The 18,089-nt window shown below is 62.1% G+C and carries 22 protein-coding genes and 1 riboswitch; of the genes, 18 read left to right on the top strand and 4 right to left on the bottom strand.

From position 1 onward, the window contains the following. Nucleotides 1-170: 170 nt before the first annotated feature. From LB545_RS27190 to LB545_RS27165, 6 genes are all read left to right on the top strand, one after another. The gene (locus LB545_RS27190) at nucleotides 171-824 is read left to right on the top strand and encodes a hypothetical protein (RefSeq protein ID WP_224706104.1); all 654 of its coding nucleotides are present in this window, start codon (nucleotides 171-173) and stop codon (nucleotides 822-824) included. 2 nt (nucleotides 825-826) lie between these two features. Continuing rightward, nucleotides 827-1,330: a hypothetical protein gene (locus LB545_RS27185; RefSeq protein ID WP_224706103.1), complete on the top strand. Its 504-nt coding sequence runs from the start codon at nucleotides 827-829 to the stop codon at nucleotides 1,328-1,330. Continuing rightward, nucleotides 1,330-3,858: a hypothetical protein gene (locus tag LB545_RS27180; protein ID WP_224706102.1), complete on the top strand. Its 2,529-nt coding sequence runs from the start codon at nucleotides 1,330-1,332 to the stop codon at nucleotides 3,856-3,858. The genes LB545_RS27185 and LB545_RS27180 overlap by 1 nt, the downstream gene beginning before the upstream one ends. Before the next feature lie 56 nt (nucleotides 3,859-3,914). Beyond that, the gene (locus LB545_RS27175) at nucleotides 3,915-4,292 is read left to right on the top strand and encodes a hypothetical protein (protein WP_224519111.1); all 378 of its coding nucleotides are present in this window, start codon (nucleotides 3,915-3,917) and stop codon (nucleotides 4,290-4,292) included. Between the two features lie 297 nt (nucleotides 4,293-4,589). After that, nucleotides 4,590-5,063 (top strand): hypothetical protein, encoded by a 474-nt coding sequence (locus LB545_RS27170; protein WP_140499943.1) that lies wholly within the window; start codon nucleotides 4,590-4,592, stop codon nucleotides 5,061-5,063. Between the two features lie 592 nt (nucleotides 5,064-5,655). After that, a complete protein-coding gene (locus LB545_RS27165; RefSeq protein ID WP_140499942.1) occupies nucleotides 5,656-6,177 on the top strand; it encodes a helix-turn-helix domain-containing protein in 522 nt (173 codons plus the stop codon). Nucleotides 6,178-6,500: 323 nt separating this feature from the next. On the opposite strand, the gene LB545_RS31230 is transcribed toward LB545_RS27165, so the two are convergent. After that, a complete protein-coding gene (locus LB545_RS31230) occupies nucleotides 6,501-6,710 on the bottom strand; it encodes a transposase (RefSeq protein ID WP_181172151.1) in 210 nt (69 codons plus the stop codon). A gap of 206 nt (nucleotides 6,711-6,916) precedes the next feature. Here LB545_RS31230 and LB545_RS27155 point away from each other — a divergent pair, with 206 nt between their 5' ends. After that, nucleotides 6,917-7,108 (top strand): hypothetical protein, encoded by a 192-nt coding sequence (locus LB545_RS27155; protein ID WP_140499940.1) that lies wholly within the window; start codon nucleotides 6,917-6,919, stop codon nucleotides 7,106-7,108. A gap of 562 nt (nucleotides 7,109-7,670) precedes the next feature. After that, nucleotides 7,671-10,244 carry a hypothetical protein gene (locus LB545_RS27150; RefSeq protein ID WP_224706101.1) on the top strand — a complete coding sequence of 858 codons (2,574 nt, stop codon included), beginning with the start codon at nucleotides 7,671-7,673 and terminating at the stop codon, nucleotides 10,242-10,244. A gap of 19 nt (nucleotides 10,245-10,263) precedes the next feature. Here LB545_RS27150 and LB545_RS30920 read toward each other — a convergent pair whose 3' ends face one another. Further along, nucleotides 10,264-10,386 carry a hypothetical protein gene (locus LB545_RS30920; RefSeq protein ID WP_263494129.1) on the bottom strand — a complete coding sequence of 41 codons (123 nt, stop codon included), beginning with the start codon at nucleotides 10,384-10,386 and terminating at the stop codon, nucleotides 10,264-10,266. A gap of 38 nt (nucleotides 10,387-10,424) precedes the next feature. Then, nucleotides 10,425-11,252 carry an O-methyltransferase gene (locus LB545_RS27145; RefSeq protein ID WP_140630744.1) on the bottom strand — a complete coding sequence of 276 codons (828 nt, stop codon included), beginning with the start codon at nucleotides 11,250-11,252 and terminating at the stop codon, nucleotides 10,425-10,427. 184 nt (nucleotides 11,253-11,436) lie between these two features. Between LB545_RS27145 and LB545_RS27140 the strand changes: the two genes are divergently transcribed. The 6 genes from LB545_RS27140 to msrA all read left to right on the top strand — a co-directional run bounded on the left by LB545_RS27140 (nucleotide 11,437) and on the right by msrA (nucleotide 13,913). Next, on the top strand, nucleotides 11,437-12,174 hold the full coding sequence (locus tag LB545_RS27140; RefSeq protein ID WP_140499935.1) for a glycoside hydrolase family 108 protein: 738 nt from the start codon (nucleotides 11,437-11,439) through the stop codon (nucleotides 12,172-12,174). 2 nt (nucleotides 12,175-12,176) lie between these two features. Continuing rightward, on the top strand, nucleotides 12,177-12,377 hold the full coding sequence (locus tag LB545_RS27135) for a hypothetical protein (protein WP_140499933.1): 201 nt from the start codon (nucleotides 12,177-12,179) through the stop codon (nucleotides 12,375-12,377). Next, nucleotides 12,374-12,613: an ABC transporter permease gene (locus LB545_RS27130; RefSeq protein ID WP_140499931.1), complete on the top strand. Its 240-nt coding sequence runs from the start codon at nucleotides 12,374-12,376 to the stop codon at nucleotides 12,611-12,613. The genes LB545_RS27135 and LB545_RS27130 overlap by 4 nt, the downstream gene beginning before the upstream one ends. After that, nucleotides 12,598-12,798: a hypothetical protein gene (locus tag LB545_RS27125; RefSeq protein ID WP_140499930.1), complete on the top strand. Its 201-nt coding sequence runs from the start codon at nucleotides 12,598-12,600 to the stop codon at nucleotides 12,796-12,798. The genes LB545_RS27130 and LB545_RS27125 overlap by 16 nt, the downstream gene beginning before the upstream one ends. Before the next feature lie 100 nt (nucleotides 12,799-12,898). Then, on the top strand, nucleotides 12,899-13,210 hold the full coding sequence (locus tag LB545_RS27120; protein WP_140500166.1) for a hypothetical protein: 312 nt from the start codon (nucleotides 12,899-12,901) through the stop codon (nucleotides 13,208-13,210). Between the two features lie 184 nt (nucleotides 13,211-13,394). Next, nucleotides 13,395-13,913, top strand: a complete 519-nt coding sequence (gene msrA / locus LB545_RS27115) for a peptide-methionine (S)-S-oxide reductase MsrA (protein WP_140644372.1) — start codon at nucleotides 13,395-13,397, stop codon at nucleotides 13,911-13,913. Nucleotides 13,914-14,052: 139 nt separating this feature from the next. On the opposite strand, the gene LB545_RS27110 is transcribed toward msrA, so the two are convergent. Next, the gene (locus LB545_RS27110) at nucleotides 14,053-14,370 is read right to left on the bottom strand and encodes a hypothetical protein (protein ID WP_224706100.1); all 318 of its coding nucleotides are present in this window, start codon (nucleotides 14,368-14,370) and stop codon (nucleotides 14,053-14,055) included. Nucleotides 14,371-14,588: 218 nt separating this feature from the next. Beyond that, nucleotides 14,589-14,702, top strand: a riboswitch (TPP riboswitch). On the opposite strand from LB545_RS27110, the gene LB545_RS27105 reads away from it, so the two are divergent. The 4 genes from LB545_RS27105 (at nucleotide 14,693) to LB545_RS27090 (ending at nucleotide 17,934) form a co-directional block, all read left to right on the top strand. Continuing rightward, on the top strand, nucleotides 14,693-15,301 hold the full coding sequence (locus LB545_RS27105; protein ID WP_224619442.1) for a Ykof family thiamine-binding protein: 609 nt from the start codon (nucleotides 14,693-14,695) through the stop codon (nucleotides 15,299-15,301). (Overlaps the previous riboswitch by 10 nt.) A 98-nt stretch (nucleotides 15,302-15,399) precedes the next feature. Further along, nucleotides 15,400-16,155, top strand: a complete 756-nt coding sequence (locus LB545_RS27100) for an ABC transporter permease (protein ID WP_224706107.1) — start codon at nucleotides 15,400-15,402, stop codon at nucleotides 16,153-16,155. Further along, a complete protein-coding gene (locus tag LB545_RS27095) occupies nucleotides 16,152-16,919 on the top strand; it encodes an ABC transporter ATP-binding protein (RefSeq protein WP_140663789.1) in 768 nt (255 codons plus the stop codon). Before LB545_RS27100 ends, LB545_RS27095 begins: the two co-directional genes overlap by 4 nt. After that, nucleotides 16,912-17,934, top strand: coding sequence for an ABC transporter substrate-binding protein (locus LB545_RS27090; RefSeq protein ID WP_224706099.1), 1,023 nt, complete (start codon nucleotides 16,912-16,914; stop codon nucleotides 17,932-17,934). The genes LB545_RS27095 and LB545_RS27090 overlap by 8 nt, the downstream gene beginning before the upstream one ends. The last annotated feature ends 155 nt before the right edge of the window (nucleotides 17,935-18,089 follow it).

The raw sequence follows: 18,089 nt of genomic DNA, 5'->3' as shown, positions 1-18,089 counted from the left end.
CCCCACTCCGTCTCGGCTTCGCCGAGCCACCTCTCCCCACTTGGTGGGCGAGGAACCCAGGCTGAATCAACGCCGCGATCCTTCGCGCCTCCCTCTGCCCTGCCAATCTCCTCCACAAGGGGGGAGATCGGCGCTCCACCGCCTCCAGCCCACCACAAGGAACCCATCCCGTGACCACATCCCCCCATGCCGAACAGCTCGGCAGGGCGCGGACGGCTGCCGAATATGCTGCCGTCATCGCCTTGCTCGATGCCGACCTCAACGATGCGATCGCCCGCCGGCGCGGCTGCGAACAGGCCGAGGACCGCGCCGTTTTCGGCGACGGCGATCTCTCCGCCGCGCGCATCGCGCTGGACGACTGCAACGACGTCGTCGCGCTGCTGGAGAAGATCATCGCGGCAGCGGACAAATGCCGTGCCGCAGCCGCCGCGGCAGAGGCGCGCGCCGCCGTCGAGGCGCTGGGCGGGCAAGCGAAAGCCAAGGCGGAGGTACTGACCGAGCGCTGGCGCGCCGTGCGCCGCCTGGTCGAGCTGTTGCGTCAGGACCTGTTCGAGGCCGATGCGCTCGCCCGCGCGCTCGCCACCGCCAACGGCCTCTTCGACGCCGCCGGCATGCCCGACCTGAAGGTGAACCTGGCCGTTGCCCGCCGCGCCGCCATGGCCGGGCCGCGCGCGGCGGCGCCGGCGCGCCTCAGCCGCCCGGCAATCCAGGCCGACAGGCTGCTTCTGTCGTTCACCAACCCCGGCGGCGCGCTCGACCCGCGACCGGCGCTCGGCGCGCGGGCGGCCAGGAAAACTCCCATTGCCGCATCCCAGCGAGGCTGACCATGTGCACATTAGCCCTTCTCGGCACGGCCATCTCGGTGGGTGGCGCATTGATCGAAGGCCGGCAGCAGAGCCAGATGGCCGGTTACCAGGCCAAGGCCTACGGGCAGCAGGCGCAGGCCGATGCGCAGAGTGCCGCCTTCGAACAGAGCCAGGAGCGCCACAGGCAGGATCTGCTGCTTTCGCAGGCGCGGGCCCGGGCGGGCGCCTCCGGCGTCAGCCTATCGGGCTCGCCGGCCGAGGTGCTGGCGGCCAATGCCAGGCAAGGCCAGCTCGACCTGAAGGCGATCCAGTACGGCTCGGCGCTGCGCCGCAACACTCTCGACAGCCAGGCGGCGCTCGCGCGCTACTCCGGCAGGCAGGCCGCGGCGGCGTCGATCTTCAAGGCCGGCGGCAGCCTCGTGTCCGGTCTCTCCCGTCTCTACGACCCGACCAAGGCCGTGACCTTCGGCAAGGGCGCCTTCCCGCAGGCGCCGGGCGGCGCCTTCAAGGGGGGCCTCTACTGATGGCGACGATTCCACTCCAGCTTGCCCAGCGCCGGCTCGAGGCCGGCAATGGCGTTTCCTATCCCGAGGGGTCGCCGGCCGGCAGGGCGATGCAGGATCTTGGCGACGAGCTCTCGGCCGTCGCCGAGCGCTACCGGCAGATGAAGGAGCGGCAGGAAGCGTTCGACGCGGAGCTGGCGCGCCGCCGGTTCGCCGAGCGGGTCGCGCAGGCGGAAGACGAGGTGGCGGCGAATGCGCCGGCCGACGGCGGCGGCCTGCACGATGCGATGTATGGCGAGGTCGACCCGCGCAGCGGGCAGGTGGTCAAGCCCGGCCTGTTCGACAGGCTGTTCGACGAGGCTCTGCCTGACATGCCTGAGAGCCGGCGGGCCGATTTCGCCAGGCAGAAGGAGCCGATGCGCGCGGCCGGCTCGCCGCGCATGGCGCAGCGGCAGCAGGAGCAGCGCGATGAGTATGAGCTGGCGGAGTGGGCGAAGGTCGACACCATGTCCACCAGCTCCATCGCAAAAGGCGACCCGAACGACATCGGAGCTTTCGAGGCGATCCGGCAGAACGGGTCCGATCTGATCGCCAAGATCGGAAACCCGGTTATCAGGCAAGCGGCGGAAGTGGCCTGGCGCAGCAACACGGCCAAGGCACTGGTTCAGGCGATGATCGCCCAGGATCCGAAGCGGGCCGCCGAGATGTTGGGCGGGGCGCCGGCAGACTCTTCCAGCAGCGATGCCTCCGACGTTAGCTGGATCCGTCTTGCCGGCAGTTCAGATACGGCGGCAGCGAAAGGCAATCGTGTTGGCAAGCTCGCGCCGGATGAAATTGTGGCACAAGCATTTGGGGAAGACATTCCACAAGACGACCGGCCGGCGCTGCTCCAACAGGCGCAGGCGGCTCACGCTTCTCAGCAAGTTGAGATGCGCACCCGTATTGGCCTCGCCGAACAGAACGCACCTAGGGCGATCAGGGACACTGGCAGCTATTCGGGCCCGACCTTCACGCCAGAACAGTTCGTGGGGCTCTATGGGGCGACGGAAGGGTTCAGGCGTTTTCAGGCTCTCCATCAAGCGCTTGATGTCAGTCGCCAGTTCCACGGCATGCGCACAATGTCCAATGACGCCGTACAGGCCATGGTCAAAGAGTCTGCGCCCAAGGCCGATAGTGCGACGCCAGAAGAGGATCGGGCGCGTTATGATGCAATAGCCGCCGCGGCGGACCTGACATTTCAAGCGAGGCGAGGCGATCCGGGCGGTTATGTACGCAAGACATTCGCGGCCCTCGACGCAGCTTGGAATAATCTTTCGAAGCCGGAGGACTATCAGACCGCGATCGTTGGCTCGATTGCCGCCCAACAGCAGTTGGGCCTCAACCCCGTCCAGCCGTTGCCGAATTCTGTGGCAAAAGGCGTTGTAGGGAAATTTAAAGACGAAGCTCACCCGCCCAAATCTCAGCAGACAGAGCTGCGCAATGTGCTTGCCGCTCTGCCGAATCAAGAGGCGCTTGAAGCGGTGCTTGGCCATCTTTTGCAGGCCAGTGCGTCGCAAGCAGACAACGATGCCGCGAACAGCTCGCTTCGGGCAGCAGGCGTCGACCCGATGGGCGTGCTCGACTTGCAGAACACCGTCCAGTCGGGATGGTCGGTACCAACTGGGTACGCAACCAACCGGTACCTGACGGCTCGAGAGCGGTTAGGGAACCTAATAGCTGGCGATAGTGAACCGGGAAGTCTGTGGCGGTTCGCCGCGCAAAAGCTTGTAGGCTCTGAGGGCCTCGGCAATGACGGTATTTCGGTAGCCGACTTCACACCTGTCGTGGGAGCTTCGTTGGCGCTCGACGAAGCCCTGAATGCCGCCCTGGATGGAAACTACAGCGATGCAGTGCTCGACGCCTTAGGTACCTTTCCCGGCGAAAAGTTGGTGGGTGAGGTTTTCCAGGGCGCCAAAAGTATTGCCAAGTCCTGGGTCGAGAGCTCTTCCGTATTTTCGAAGCGATCGGCTGAACTTGCCAAAGGCGGCGAGATACTTGTTCGTGGCGTCGACGCCGAAACCCTTCGATCCCAACAAGCCATTGCTCGGTCGGTCTCTCGGCAGTCTCGACGCCGTAGAACGCGATCCGGTGAGATATCCGAAAGTGCTTTTGAAGCTGCAATGCTGGCTTCTCTGCTTTCTAGGGACGCCTCCATGATTAAATATGCCGGTGCAAAGGTTGGGTGGACGAAATCAAAAAACTACCGAAAAACGTTCTTTAAAGCGAATCCCGCACTCAACGAGGGAGATTATGTTGTTCATCATAGTGTCGAGCAAAACGTTCTTGATAGATACCCAGGGCTTTTTGCAAGTGAAGAGATACATTCACTCGAAAATCTCCGTGGTGTCCGAAAGGAATTCGACGTAAATTTGCATTTAAAAGTGATTCGAGCCGAGTGGGATGAATTCTATAAGACGCACATCACGGCAACCCGGCAGCAAGTGCTTGACTACGCAACTGAGTTAGACAAGAAATATGGGCATCTGTTCGACCCACCGATAGGTGAATAATGCGATATTATGAAGTTAGGCCTGACGTGGCTGGTGGGCTCGGTGAGAACACTGTTATGGACACCAGCGTCCATCCGCCTGCCGTGAGCAAGCTCCACTATCAGGTTGAGGGATGGTTCGGCGACGCGCTTGTCACCACTTTTCCTTGTTTCCTGGTGACGGAAGAAGCCAAGCGCGGATTGCTCGATATTGGCATCTCCGGCGCTACATTCGCTCCTGCCGAAGTGACCAAATCCGAAAATTTTCTGGAGCTGCAGCCCGATGTCGAACTCCCTCCGTTTGTTTGGCTCAAGGTGGACGGTAGAGCAGGTCACGACGATTTCGGCGTCAATCAGAAACTGAACCTCGTGATATCGGAGCGCGCCTTCGATGTGCTTGATGAACTGGGACTTCCTTCCGCATCCATCCAACGGTTCGACGTCGGCAATAAGTAGTGGGGTCGCCCGCGTCGTTGCCGACGAACGTTAAAGCGCCTCGGATAAGTGTCGAGTTAATCATGACGATCAATGCCAAATCCAATTTTGAGCAGCGTCACACATCTGCCTTCGGTTTAATGTCAGCCGGGCTCGACGAAAAGATCTTATCGTCGCCAATGGTGGGCTAGATCACGTATCAAATATTAAGCCTCGTACCAGGGAAGAGCACATAAGGCTCCACATGGAAGCCGGCGATTTTCAGCGCTGGGCTAGGAGACGATGGCTGCGGACTAAGATAAGTAGTGGAGAGAAACTGTGAGCAAAATTACCCCGGATCTCGGTAAAGTAAGCCGTCTTCCTCTACCAGCAGACGACCCAGGTGCAGATGATGACCTTGACAGCGCCCTTCTGGAAGCTCGTGAATATATCAAATCATACGACTGGGTAAGGAGAATCGAAGGCGAGTATTTCGGATATGGTGCCGAAGGGATAATATACATTTTTCTCTTCGAGATTTCACCCGGGAAACCAGATGTGCCACGATGGATATGGGTGCTCGTCGGTGATGTACCCCCAGCGTACATGCCCGGTGACGATTTGGAGACCCCGTACGAGGCGCTGGACGGATATATCGGTGCAATGGATGAGTGGGTTGAAGCTGCGCGGCAAGGGAAGTCCGTGGCGAAGCTCATTCCCGTTAATGTCCCGGCGAATCCCGCCAACGCCGAGATGTTGAGTGGACGGCTTAAATTCCTCGACGAAAAGATTCTGCCGCTGCTTCAAGAATGATGTCTCGGCAAGCAGAAGAGCCTAAGATATGGATAAATGGAAGTTCGAAGGTCCAGAAAATTTGGCCGTCATATCGACCCGAAAAATATTTGGTGGTGGCGGCTGGGTTGCCTAGGCCTCACATGATGCCGATGATGAGTCGTGGCAATTCTACGGAGATGAAGCTGAAGTTGATCAAGGCGACCTAATTTTGGTAGCCACAATATATGGTGCTGCGTCTGTCCCCTTCTCCCGGTCGACTAGCGTAGGCTGGGGCTAAGTTGGCACGATTCGGGTGTTGCCAGTATCCCGCCAACTCGGAGATCGGTCAGGTCTTGACGCTCGCCAGCACCAGACATACTTTCTATAAGCAAGTTGCGTAGGGATCGCGTTTGCAGCCCGATGACGTGGAACTCATTCTGGACGCCGACATCTCGGAGGACCCATGCCTCCTCTTTGATGTCGTCACGCCGGATGGCGTGCTTCAGCTGGGAAGTGGAAATGGGCGGCAACCATCTGGTCGTCCGTGACCTCCATATTGGGGGCGATGCCCAGGTCCAATGGGGTTGGTCCAACTTGCGCAGGCTCGGCCGAGTGATCGCGGAGAAGCTTAATGTCGACTACATCGAAGTTCATGGAGCGGTTCGGACAACGGGTGCGAACCCGGGACGTCGTCCGGGTGTCGTCAGGCTCTCCCGTCCGGCTGAGCCTCAGCTTTCTACACGGCGCGAATACTCCTGAAGCTGCTCGGGTTCTCGTCAGGAGGCATCTGCCGCTGAGGACGGCCCATGCGGTCCTCACTGAGATGGTCGATCACGGCAAGGCGTTCGTGACCGTTCCTTGCGTCGACGACCTGCGAGCACTGAAGGACGAACTCTCGTCCGCAGGAGTGATCGCGAAGGTTCATGCGCCGCGGCCGATAAGCGTTCGCGAAGTTCGGGATAGCACGAAGCTGTCCCAGGAGGCGTTCTCCGTGAGGTATGGCCTCGATCTGGCAACGCTTCGAAACTGGGAGCAAGGCCGCTCGGAACCGGATGCAGCTGCGAATACTCTCCTTTGGACCATCGCCCGGAATCCGGAGGCAGTCGAAAAATCGCTCGACATGGAGGACGAAGTGGCGGCGCCGTCTCCCTAGTAGTCCAAACCATGGTTGCCGACCGTCTCGACCGCTCCGGCAATCCATATCTGGTTGGCTTTGCTGCTGCTGCCAACCCATCTCCACCGCGTTCTCCTTGCGCCGATATGGGATGGCGGACTCGTCCACGTCGACAGTTCCGAAAAGCGGTGTCCGGTTCACCATTGCCCGCCGGAGCTTGCGGAGCACCAGCCGGCGGTTTTGTAGGAGACACCCGGCTCAGGTTGGAGCTGCAGCGCTGAAATGGAGTTGGAGTGCGGCGCCCTCAGATAGGAACCATTTGCGCAGCGGTGGGTGCCTGCCCTGCATGACGGTCCCAGCGATCATGAAGGCTGTTTCCAGCACCCAGGCCTGTCCCTTTGCCTGCGCATCCGAAGCCACGGCCGAGCCTCGAGGCGCCATGCTTTTCCGGAATCGCAGCATGGGCATGTGAAGCCGCCCGGCCAGCGCTTGTTGAACAGGTAGTCGGCGCTCCACGAACTCCTCGACCGACGATGGCGGCACCGATGGCCAAAGAATACAATTTTAAGCAAATGTTTCCGGATTGGTCTATTCTGTTACCTGGGGGCAGTTCAGGTGCAATACAGCGGAAACACCCACGGAACACCTTGGCTTTAGGGCTGCCAGTGCACTTCGATGGCGCAGCTGGCAGCTCTGCGATGTATAATATTAGCTAGGCGTAAACTTTGGCATGTTCGTTGCACCTTACCCCTTGAGGGGGCCACAGGGGTTGGAACCGATGTATCGAAATGACACAGAACTGTTCGCGCGGGCGAGCGAGCGGGGCATTACGATCTACCAACGCTCGAAAACGGTGTGGATCGCGGCCGGAAGCTACCGGGACCGCGACTATGCGGTGAAGGGGCGGACACCCGCCCTTGCGCTCGCCTTGTGGAAGGAGGCCACCAGATACAGCGGGTCGGGACTTTAGAGCCTGTCCTTGCCGTCTGGATGAAGCCTCAAAGGCGATCTAGACGCCCGCTACGCGACAGAACATCTGCAAAGCCGTCAGGGCGCGGGCCTCGGTCGGCTCTTCGCCTGCTGCCTGTGAATCCGCCGGCGCCGCTACCGCTCCAACGGATTTGTACCGGGAAGCGAACGGCCTTTCTTCTGCCGTGCGGTTGTCGTTTGCAGCGACGACAATCGCGGATTTTTCCATCGGAAATCACACCTTGTGGAAGCGCTGCGACATTGACGCTCCCATAGCGCAAGCCACCGCAGTGCGCGGGTGTTAACACGGCAGCCAGTCCGGGAGCAAGCCGGCATTGCTGCTTGTTCAGGAAGTGCGTGCCCAAGGACAGAAAACCGACCGCTGAATTGTCTCTCGCCTGGCCGAGCGATCGTGACCAAACTTCTCAAGGAAGAACCTGAATGACCGTGGCGCCGTGGCCGCACGGGCCAGCGCTTATCCCCTCCGAACCCATCGCCACGCCGCCAACCAACCCGAATTCCAAGCCTTGCTTTCGCGAGGCTTTTTTTATGGAGCAAGCCTCATGGCCCGACCCGCAACTGCCGCCGTTCGTCTTCTGACTGGCGAGCGCGAACCCGTGCGCCTGGCGACGACGGCAAACCTGGAGACGGTCATCGTCGACGGCGTTGCCTGGATCCTCGGCCTGAAGACGATCGACGGGGTTTTGACCGCCGTCGGCGACCGGGTTTTGGTCAAGAACCAGTCGGACGCCCGGCTGAACGGCATCTATACGGCGAGCGAGGGCTACTGGTACCGCGCGGCGGACGCCCGCACCGCGCGCACGATGCAGAAGGGAACGACCGTTCACGTGCAGGAGGGGGTTGCTTCGGGTGGCCTGGTCTACGCTTTCCAGACCCTCAATCCTGTGATCGGCACGAGCGACATCGTGATCTCCTACTATCTGTCGGATGATCCGCTCGGGGATATCGGCGGAGCGCTGGCGGCAGTCATCCACATCGCGGAACTCGCGCGCGACCTGGCCCAGCAATATGCCGCCGACGCCGCGCAGGTTTCGGGCGTCAACGTGCCGATCTACGCATCCGTGGCGACAGCATCGGGCTCGACGATCGCTGCCGGCGTCAAGAGCATCAGGACCCAATTCTACGCCCCGGTCTTCACGACCCCGGCAACCCTGGTGGGCGGCGCCAACTATGCCCGCATGTCGCGCGCGGCGATCACCGCCGGCGGCTACCCGGCGCTGGCCTATTTCCGCTCCGCCGACCGCTTCATGCCGGACGGGACGACCGATGCGGTCAATGGCGGGTTTTGGGTGTTGAATGAAAGCGTCGCCACCGCCACGATGTTTGGCGCCCGTGAAGGCCTTGCCGACAACGCGCTTGCGTTAAACGCGCTCGGCTCCTATTGCCGGATTACCAAGGCCGTGCTCGTCCTGCCTGCCGTAGCAACATACTACGCCGTTGGCTCTTCTATCGACTGGCGCGACATCAGCGAGATCAATGGCAAGGGGGCGCTGATACGCGGTGCTTTCGACGGCCTTTCGGCGGTCCGCATCGGTGGGACCGGAACCAATGTTTTGCGCGGCGCAAAGATCTGGTTGGAAGTCCAGAATACACCAGACAAATCTGTTGTCGCCAACACGCGAGGCATTCACTTCGGCGGCATGGCTGAGAGCAAGCTCTGGCTTGCTGCCCGTGGTTATGACGAAGGGCTCTATTTCGACGGCCTGGCGGCAAATACAAATTGGGTAAGCAACGAATTCAACATCATCACTCTCTACAACAACGGCTCCCATGTGCATTGCGATCTGGCTGGCGCGAGCTATTTCGTAAACAACCAGTTCCGCGGTGGAACCTGGTACGTCGGCACCAACCAGAAAGCGGCGGGTCGCGGGACCTTCAAGCTGACGCTCGCCGGGACCGCTGCCGTTGAAGAGGTGTTGATCGACAGCCCTCAAATCGGCATTGATGGCGGCTCGGCCGGCGTCGGCCATGCAGCTTTCATCTGCGCCGCGCTCGGCAGCACCAGCAACCTGACCACCGTGTTTTTCAAGAATGCGCGCATCGAAACTTACAGCGCCTTCACCAACACACTTGCCCTCGTCAACGTGCCATCCGCGACTGGCTTCGCCTCCTTCAACATTGATCTTTTGAGCGCGTCAGGCATCGATGACGCGAACATCCTTTCGCCTGATCTGAAGCGCCTGTTTGTCTCGCTGCGAGATATGTCGAATAGGCCGACTGGCGGGGCCAACTTGGTGAGGCGCTTTCAGGGCGAGCGGTTCTTTCCGGTGCAGGCCGAGGGCCGCATCACGGTACCTGGCGTCGTTTTGTACGACAGCGCGACCGGCGGTTATGCAGCTCCATCGCCCTTCCTGACCAATGGTGTCACGGCGCGCACGTCGCGGGCCAACGGCGACGGCCAACTTGTGGTATCAAGCTCGGGCCAGGCTGTCGGCCACATCTACAAAAAAGCCAACACCACACAGCACGCGTTCCTCAACTTCCTTAACGGTTCGCGCGCCATTACGGTCATCTGTTTCGACGCCTCTGGCACCGTGATGTCAGGCAATGCCCCGTACTATGCAAAAGGCAGCAACGGCCAGTCAATCGCTCGGACCGGTGCATCGGTTTATGAATTTTCGACCAACTGGCTGTGGATACACCCATCTGTCGCCTCATTCTTCGTTGGGGCGTCCGGATGGATTGGCGCAACGATCATTGAAAGTATCGATTTTGAACAAGGCTTCGCTGCGCCCATCCTGCGATTGCGTGATCAAGAGACCGACATCAGCCGGCTTTGCTATAGCTTCCTTATGGAAAGCTATCTTCCCGTTGGAGCGACCATCGAGCGGGCACAATTTGGTGGATATCGAAATACATTCCTATTGAAGACCACCATCTCCACCGCCGCCATTTCCGGTGCCACCACGATTGGCATAGCAAGCGTCGCGGGAATCACGGCTGGCGACCGTATTGGAATCGAACTTGACACTGTGATTACCGGAGCAGAGCTCCAATGGCACCACACAACTGTGAACGGCGCACCTTCGGGTAACACGGTGACACTGACCAATGCCTTGCCGGCAGCAGCCGCTGCCGGCCGCGCGGTCAGGCTCAATCGCTGGGTGGCGCGCTAGGTCGGTTTCTTGCGCAGGATCAGCAATGCTTCGTCGCCATCGGGAAGTACTGCACCTTCAGGTAGTCATCGGCCGCCATGGGGCTGATATCGATGTTCCGGCGCATGCCGAGATAAAGCCTGCGGGCGATATTTCTGAGCAAGGTCTCGCCTCCGATGGTTTATCCGGGCTGTCGTCTCGTCACCGCCTGATGCCCCAGGCATAGGTTCTTTGCTTGGACGCGTTCAGACGGCGCACCTCGTACCGGCCCTGCCGCTCGATCTCGGCGACCGCTTCGACCACGCCATCGAAGGACCCTGGCGTGACGTCGTCGAATACGACCATGTCGCCCTCGCGCTGAACGCCCGAAACGCAGCGATGCTCGGCCAGCACGTTCTTCCTGGTGTGCTGCGCGTCGATGAAGGCGAAGTGGATCCGGTTCACGCCGACCCTGGGCAATTGAAGGAGTGAATCGCCTTGCAGGAAAATGATCCGGTCGGCCAGCGGCTGCCACGGCCGAAGCAGTTCGGCGCGCGACTTCCTGCCGTCATGGTCGTCGATGCAATTCCAGTAGAAGCGATGATGGTGCGGCAGGACGTCGAGCGTGACGACATGCCCGCAGGCGCCGGCATCGGCGAGTGCCTTGGCCATGCAGATCGCGGAGAAACCACGCGCGGTGCCGGTCTCGACGACGGTGGTGAACGGCCTTGGGCTGTCGGCCAACTGGCGGCGAAGAAGACTGTAAAGCACCCGCCCGTGCGGGTAGGCGAGCGCGCTGGTCTTGATGGTGATCTGGGTGTGGAGGGCCAGTTCGTCGAGCCAGTCGCGATCGACGGCAAAGCCGGTTTCGGCCTCGAGCCTGTCGATCTCAGGGAATGAGACGCGCCGGGTGGCTTCGAACAGCCTCAGATATTCCTCTTTTGGGGCACGCGGCGCCGAGCCCAGCGGGTCGACGTTCCAGCGGCGATCGATGGCGGCCGACAGCCTGTTGAAGGCCAGGCGCCGCGCGGCGCCAACAAAGTCTCTCATCCCAGACCTGTTCGTCCCAAAATTGTATTTTTTCTAACCATGCGCCGGCCGGCGCGCAAGGCGACCTCCGGTTTTGACGCACTGCAAGTAGGCACCCAGCCGCGCGCAACGGCGACTATCCGCACCCCTGTGCTGCCGGCGATCACCCACTCACCTCATCCACCAAGAAATCGAAAGGGATATCATGGACCGCAATTTTACGCGGGCGCTTGCGCTCGTCCTCAAATCCGAAGGCGGCTGGTCGGACAATCCGGCCGATCCGGGCGGCGCCACCATGAAGGGCGTCACGCTCGCCAATTTCCGCCGCTACGTGAAGGCGGATGCCGCCAAGGCGGATCTCAGGAAGATCAGCGATGCCCAACTCGCCACGGTGTACCGCCGCTTCTACTGGGATGCGGTGGCTGGCGCCGAGTTGCCCGACGGCGTGGATTACGCGGTGTTCGACTATGCCGTGAACAGTGGGCCAAGCAGGGCGGCGAAATATCTTCAAGCAGTGGTCGGCACCGCCCAGGACGGCCGCATCGGGCCCGAGACGCTCGCTGCCGTCGGTTCCAGACCGGCCGCCGTCGTCATCGACAATCTCTGCGATGCCCGCCTGGCTTTCCTGAAGCGGCTTCCGACCTGGCCGACTTTCGGCAAAGGCTGGTCGAGGCGGGTCGGATCCGTCCGCGCACAGGCGCTGCTGCTGACGGCTGTCGGGGCAGGCGAGGCATCGGCCACGCGGCCAGATCCTGCACCGGCCGCTGCTGCGGCGGCGCCGGGCGGCGCTGCTGCCGTAGATGCCGTCGAACCGGTCGCGGCGGCGCCTGCCGGCGCCAACATCCCAGCTGCCACCAAGGCGGGCGGGATCATTGTCGCGTGCCTGCTCGTCGCCTACGCCGCCTGGCACCACATCGCCGCCGCCTTGCAAGGAATGTTCTGATCATGGCCACCACAACCCAGCCGACCATCCGCCCGACCAACAAACTGACGGCCGCGACCATCGCCGCCGCCGCCGTTTCGATTTCCGGCGTCTTCGTGCGCAATGTCTGGCCATCCTGGTACGATGCCGAGACATGGGCCACGCTGCTGCCGCTAGCCGTCTTTGCCGTCGGCTATCTCGTCAAGGACGCGCCAAACCAATGAGCGCGCTCCTCTCCTTCCTGCTCAGCAATTCGACCGTTCTCGGCATCGGCGCAGCCATCGTCGCTGCGTTTGGCTGGGGTGTTCGCCAGCGGCTTGCCGGCGAGCGCGCCGAACGTAGTCGGCAGGCCGCGGCCGAGGCGGCGGCGCGCGACGTCGCCGACCAGGTTGACAACGACATCGGCGCGCTACCCGCCGCCACTGCCCGAAAGGAGCTCAGGTCATGGGCAAGGGATTGATTGTCGCAGCGGCCGCAGCACTTGTCGCGGTAGCCGGCTGCACCACCGTCACCGGCGGATTTTGCGCGGTCTCGAGCCCGCTGCGCTTGTCCGCATCCGCCGTCGCAGCACTGTCGGATGCGGAAGTCCGGACGCTGCTGGCGCACAACCGCAAGGGCGAGAAACTGTGCGGGTGGAAGCCATGACGATCGTGTTGCCGCTCGATTCGGGCCCTGCTGCTCGGGGACCGCTCATCTTCGGTGCCGGATCGGTCATTCTGTTTCCTGATCGCGAGACAATGAAATGATGCATGATCTTTTCGACCTGCTCGGTATCAAGGTGCCGGTGGTGGTCGCCGGCCTTTCCGGCGGCATATTGCGCGCGCTGTCGCGCCACCGCTACAAACCGCGCGAGATGGTGGCCTCGCCGATCTGCGGCGCGCTAGCCGCCGCCTATCTGACGCTGCCCGTGGTCCAGTATTCCCGCGCTATGGGCCTGCCGATGGCCAATGACGACACCACGACCCTGGCGGCCGCATTCCTCATCGGCGTCTGCGCGATGTGGATATCGGATATCGTATTCGAGGTCGTGGTGCGCAGGTTCAGGCCTGGGGAGTGACGCCGCGCGTCCGTGGTGATCGGCAGCAGGACGCGCCCGTCGACTGGACGAAGCCGACGACAATGCCCATCTATGGGAAATCCTGGAGCGGCTGTCATAGCGCCGGGCCTCCAGTTTTATCGTGCGCAATTCCGGACGGAAACGGCTACAACCTTTCCCCGGAGTTGCTTTGGGGAGATTTGATATGGCGACTTCAAGCGAACGCGCGGTGCTTGCCGGCGGCTGTTTCTGGGGCATGCAGGATCTGATCCGACGCATCCCGGGCGTCCTGTCCACGCGCGTCGGCTACAGCGGCGGCGACGTGCCTGATGCCACCTACCGAAACCACGGCACCCATGCCGAAGCCATCGAGATCAATTTCGATCCCGCCAGGGTGAGCTACCGTACGCTGCTGGAGTTCTTCTTCCAGATTCATGATCCGACGACACGCAACCGCCAGGGCAACGATGTGGGGATGAGCTACCGTTCGGCGATCTACTACACCAGCGATGAGCAGAAGCGCGTCGCCGAAGACACCATCGCCGACGTCGACGCCTCGGGCCTGTGGCCCGGCAAGGTGGTCACAGAGGTGGCTCCGGCCGGCGCGTTCTGGGAAGCCGAACCCGAGCATCAGGACTATCTGGAGAAATACCCGAACGGCTACACCTGTCATTTCGTCAGGCCGGGCTGGAAGCTGCCGGTTCGCGAAAAGGCTGTTTCGTAGACGGCGCCCGAACCGAGACGAAGGCCGATGGCGGTTTACGTCTCAGGCGCCTGCCTGTTCGGCGAGGGTGAAACATAAAGAGACGGAAACGCCACGGAACAGACGCCCCGTGGCGTTCTCCAGCAGTTTCGGCGAATGGCTACTTGCCGCAATGCTTGTCATTAACGGTCGGCGAAGCGGCGCCCGGAGCGGTGTGGCTGGCATCCGGCTGAGCACCTTGTGGGCTGGCCGGACAGTTCCGGTCCGCGTTCGAATTCATGCCGTCGGGCATGACGGTCGTGCTGCCGGTCGTGCCAGGATCCACCGTGTTCGGCGATGCCGGCGTGTTCGGGTCGACCGTGACCGACTGGCCGCTGCCGGGCCCATTATTGGCGCCGTTTCCGCCAGCACTTTGCGCCATCGCCGAAGTCGCGAGACCAATGGTAAGAGCCGAAGCTGCGAGGATTTTCATGAGCATGGTTTGTCTCCATTTCTGTGAAGTCTTCGCTCGTTTCCACGAAGTTCGTCGCGTTTGCGACTATAGGGACAACCACTCGTCGTGGCTAAGGTTCCGGACAAATTTCCCTCAAGACCGGGCCCGACGGAACCGCCCATAAATCAGGCCTGGCGCAATGCATTTCCGGCGATGGTCCTGAAAAAACAGCTTTCATAGCCGCCCGATTGGTGCTTTAACGCGTCCATCCACAGGGGTGCTCCGTACGGTCGGGGCTGAGACGGGGGCGGCAAGCCCACAGACCCTAGAAGCTGATCTGGGTAATACCAGCGGAGCGAGGCGGGCGATGTTTTCAGGCGCACAGATTTCCCTATATCCCATGTCCAGCGATTTTGTCGGCGTCATCCTTGGCGCGCTCGGGGCACTGGACCCTTATCGTGATCGACTGCGGATCGAGACCGACGATATCTCGACCTTGCTGGTCGGACCGCCCGAGGTGCTGTTTCCTGCCATGCGCGACCTGTTCGTGGCGGCAGCGCGCAGCGGCAAGCATTGCGTGCTTTCGGCCGCCATCTCGCGCGGCTGCCCGGGCGAGCCGGACGATCCGATCTGCCGCTCCGACGCGTTTGGCGGACCTGCCGGGCCGCTCGGCCCGCGCAAGGAAGCCGCTATCGCCGCCGTGCGCGGCGTGGCCGCCACCGGCCAGCCGGCGGCGGCGCAGTTCTCGCTTTATGTCATGGGCACCGACGACCACATGGACGAGATCTATGGCTGCATCGACTTCCTGAAGCAGTCGGGCGTATATGAGCGCTCCAAGCATTTCTGCACAAAGTTGCGCGGCGACGCAGGCGCCATTTTTACCGCACTCAACGAGGCCTTTTGTCGCTTCGGGCCAGGTGCCGGCCACGTAACGCTCGACGTCACCGTCTCGGCCAACAGCCCCACCGCCGTCTGACGGCGCGCCCCGCGCCATCCGCTCCGGGTACCTGCGTGTCCTCCCCGTCCGCCCCTTCGCGTCCGATCGTGGACCTCATCGCCAGAACCGCTCCGGCGATGCTTTCGGTGGGGCTGCTGCTAGCCGCGTGGGAACTCTATGCGCGCTTTGGTGGCATCAAGCCGACAATCCTCCCGGCGCCATCGCGCGTCTTCGCTCAGGCAATGCTCAACCGGCACGCGCTGGCCGATAACGCCGTGCCAACCCTCCGTGCCACGCTCGCAGGCTTTGCCTGTTCGCTCGGCGGTGCCTTTGCGCTGTCGATATTGATCGACTTCTCCCACCCATTGCGGCGCGCCCTTTTTCCGGTCTTCGTGGTCAGCCAGACCTTGCCGCTGGTGGCGATTGCACCGCTGGTGGTGCTGTGGTTCGGCTTTGGGCTGATGCCCAAGATCATGCTGGTGGCGCTGGTCACCTTCTTTCCGATGTTGGTGGCTTTGGCCGAAGGATATGAGGCGACGGAGGCTGAGATCGGCCAAATGCTGCGCGCCATGGGGGCAGGGCGCTGGCGTGTCTTCGTCCTGGCGCGGCTGCCCTCGGCGCTGCCCTACTTCTTCGCCGGTGTCAGGATCTCGATCACCTATGCTGTCGTGGGCGCCATCTTCGCCGAATATGCGGGCGCGGCGAAGGGCCTCGGCATCTACATGCTCAACGCCAAGAACAACTTCCGCCCGGACCTGGTGCTGGCCGCCGTCGCCGTCAGCGCCGTGCTGACGCTCGTCCTGTTCGGGCTGACGGTACTGGTCCAGCGCCTTGCCATGCCATGGGAACGGACCGCCGGCGGGCAGGCCGCAGGAAAGGGGCCTTGGCGATGAACCGGCTCGAACTGCGACATGTGCGCAAGGCCTTCGAAGGACTCGACGTGCTTGCCGACATTTCGCTCAGCGTCGGCGCCGGCGATTTCGTCTCCATTCTGGGCCCTTCCGGCGCCGGCAAGTCGACGCTGTTCCAGCTTCTGACCGGCGCGCTTCACGGCGAGGGCGAGATATTCTTCGACGACAAGCCGCTCGATGACCACGGCGGGCATTTCGCTTTCATGCCGCAGCGCGACGCGTTGATGCCTTGGCGGCGCATTCTCGACAACGCCACGCTCGGGCTTGAGGTGCAAGGTGTCAGGCGCAAGGCTGCCCGCGCTCGCGTTGCTCCGCTGTTCGAGGAATTCGGGCTTGCCGGTTTCGAACGGCATTTTCCGGCGCAGCTTTCCGGCGGCATGCGCCAGCGCGCGGCCTTGCTGCGCACCGTGGTGCAGGAACGCGATATGCTGCTGCTCGACGAGCCGTTCGGCGCACTCGATGCGCTGACCCGCGCCGCCATGCAACGCTGGTTGGAACAGATGTGGCGGCGCCACTGCTGGACGGCGCTGCTGATCACCCACGACGTGCGCGAAGCTGTGTTCCTGTCCGACCGCATCTATGTGCTTTCGGCGCGGCCGGCGCGCGTCGTCGCTGAGATCACCGTGCCGCTGCCGCGTCCACGCGAACTGGCCGGCGGCGCTGCACGGCAGGCCGGCACCCTCGAAGCCCAGATCCTCGACATCCTCCTCAACCCGAGCCACCAGAAGGACATGGACCATGACTGACCTGACGCGCCGGCAAGCCTTGCTGCTCACTGCCGCTGCCGGCCTTCCCCTTTTAGCCCGGCCAGGCCGATCTCTTGCCCAGGCGGCCGCCCGGAAAGTAACGGTGGCGCTGGACTGGACGGTCAACACCAACCATATCGGCCTGTTCGTCGCTCGCGACAAAGGGTTTTACAGCGAGGCCGGCCTCGAGGTCGACATCCTGCCCTACAGCGATACCGGTGCAGGCACGCTGGTTGCCAACCGCGTTGCCGATTTCGGCATCAACGGCTCCATCGGCCTCTTCACCCAGAAAACCGCCGGCGCCGATCTCAAGGCGGTCTATGCCGTGGTGCAGTCCGAAACCGGACGGCTGGTGTTCAATGCAGCGCGTGACGAGATCAAAACCCCCAGGGATCTTGACGGCCTGACCTATGGCGGTTTCGGCAGTGCCTGGGAAAACGCGCTGATCTCGACCATCATCCGTCACGACGGCGGCAAGGGGGCTTTCGAAACGGTGACGCTCGGCACGTCCGCCTATGAGGCGCTGGCCAACGGTTCGGTCGACTTCACGTTGGAGGTCTCGACCTGGGAAGGCGTCGAGGCAGAACTGAAAGGCGTCAAACAGCGAAGCTTCGTCTATGCCGACTACGGCGTGCCCGACGAGCACACCACGCTGATCTCCTCTAGCGATGCGTATCTGCGTGCAAATCCGGAATTGGCGTCGGGCTTCATACGGGCAACGCGGCGCGGCTACCAGTTCACCGTCGATCATCCCGAAGAAGCGGCCACACTGCTGATCGCCGCCAACAAGGACGCCCTGACCAATCCGGCATTGATCCACGCCTCGCTGAAGACGCTGATCGACGGGCACTATCTGCGCCGACGAAACGGCGCCATAGGCAGCATGGACCCGGCCAAGATGGAAGCGATCGGTTCCTATCTCTTCGCCGCCGGCATCCTCCGGAACGGGGACGGCGAGCCCGTTGCCCGGCAACCGGATTTTGGCAACTATTTCAGTAACTTCTATTTGGGGTAGGGATCAAACCGCATCGGGCGCCAGCGCTGCTCAAGCTGATTGCCTTTCGTCAGCCTCGTCAGAGCTGCGCCCAAGGCAAAACCTTTACCGCAATAAAGCACAGAGCGGCGACTGCCATTACGCCCAAACCACTCCAACGCAAAATCCGCGCCCTC

This window comes from Mesorhizobium sp. BR1-1-6, from assembly GCF_020165355.1.
Taxonomy (GTDB): domain Bacteria; phylum Pseudomonadota; class Alphaproteobacteria; order Rhizobiales; family Rhizobiaceae; genus Mesorhizobium.
Note: the sequence above shows the minus strand (reverse complement) of the source record. Positions and strands in the feature narration are given on the sequence as shown.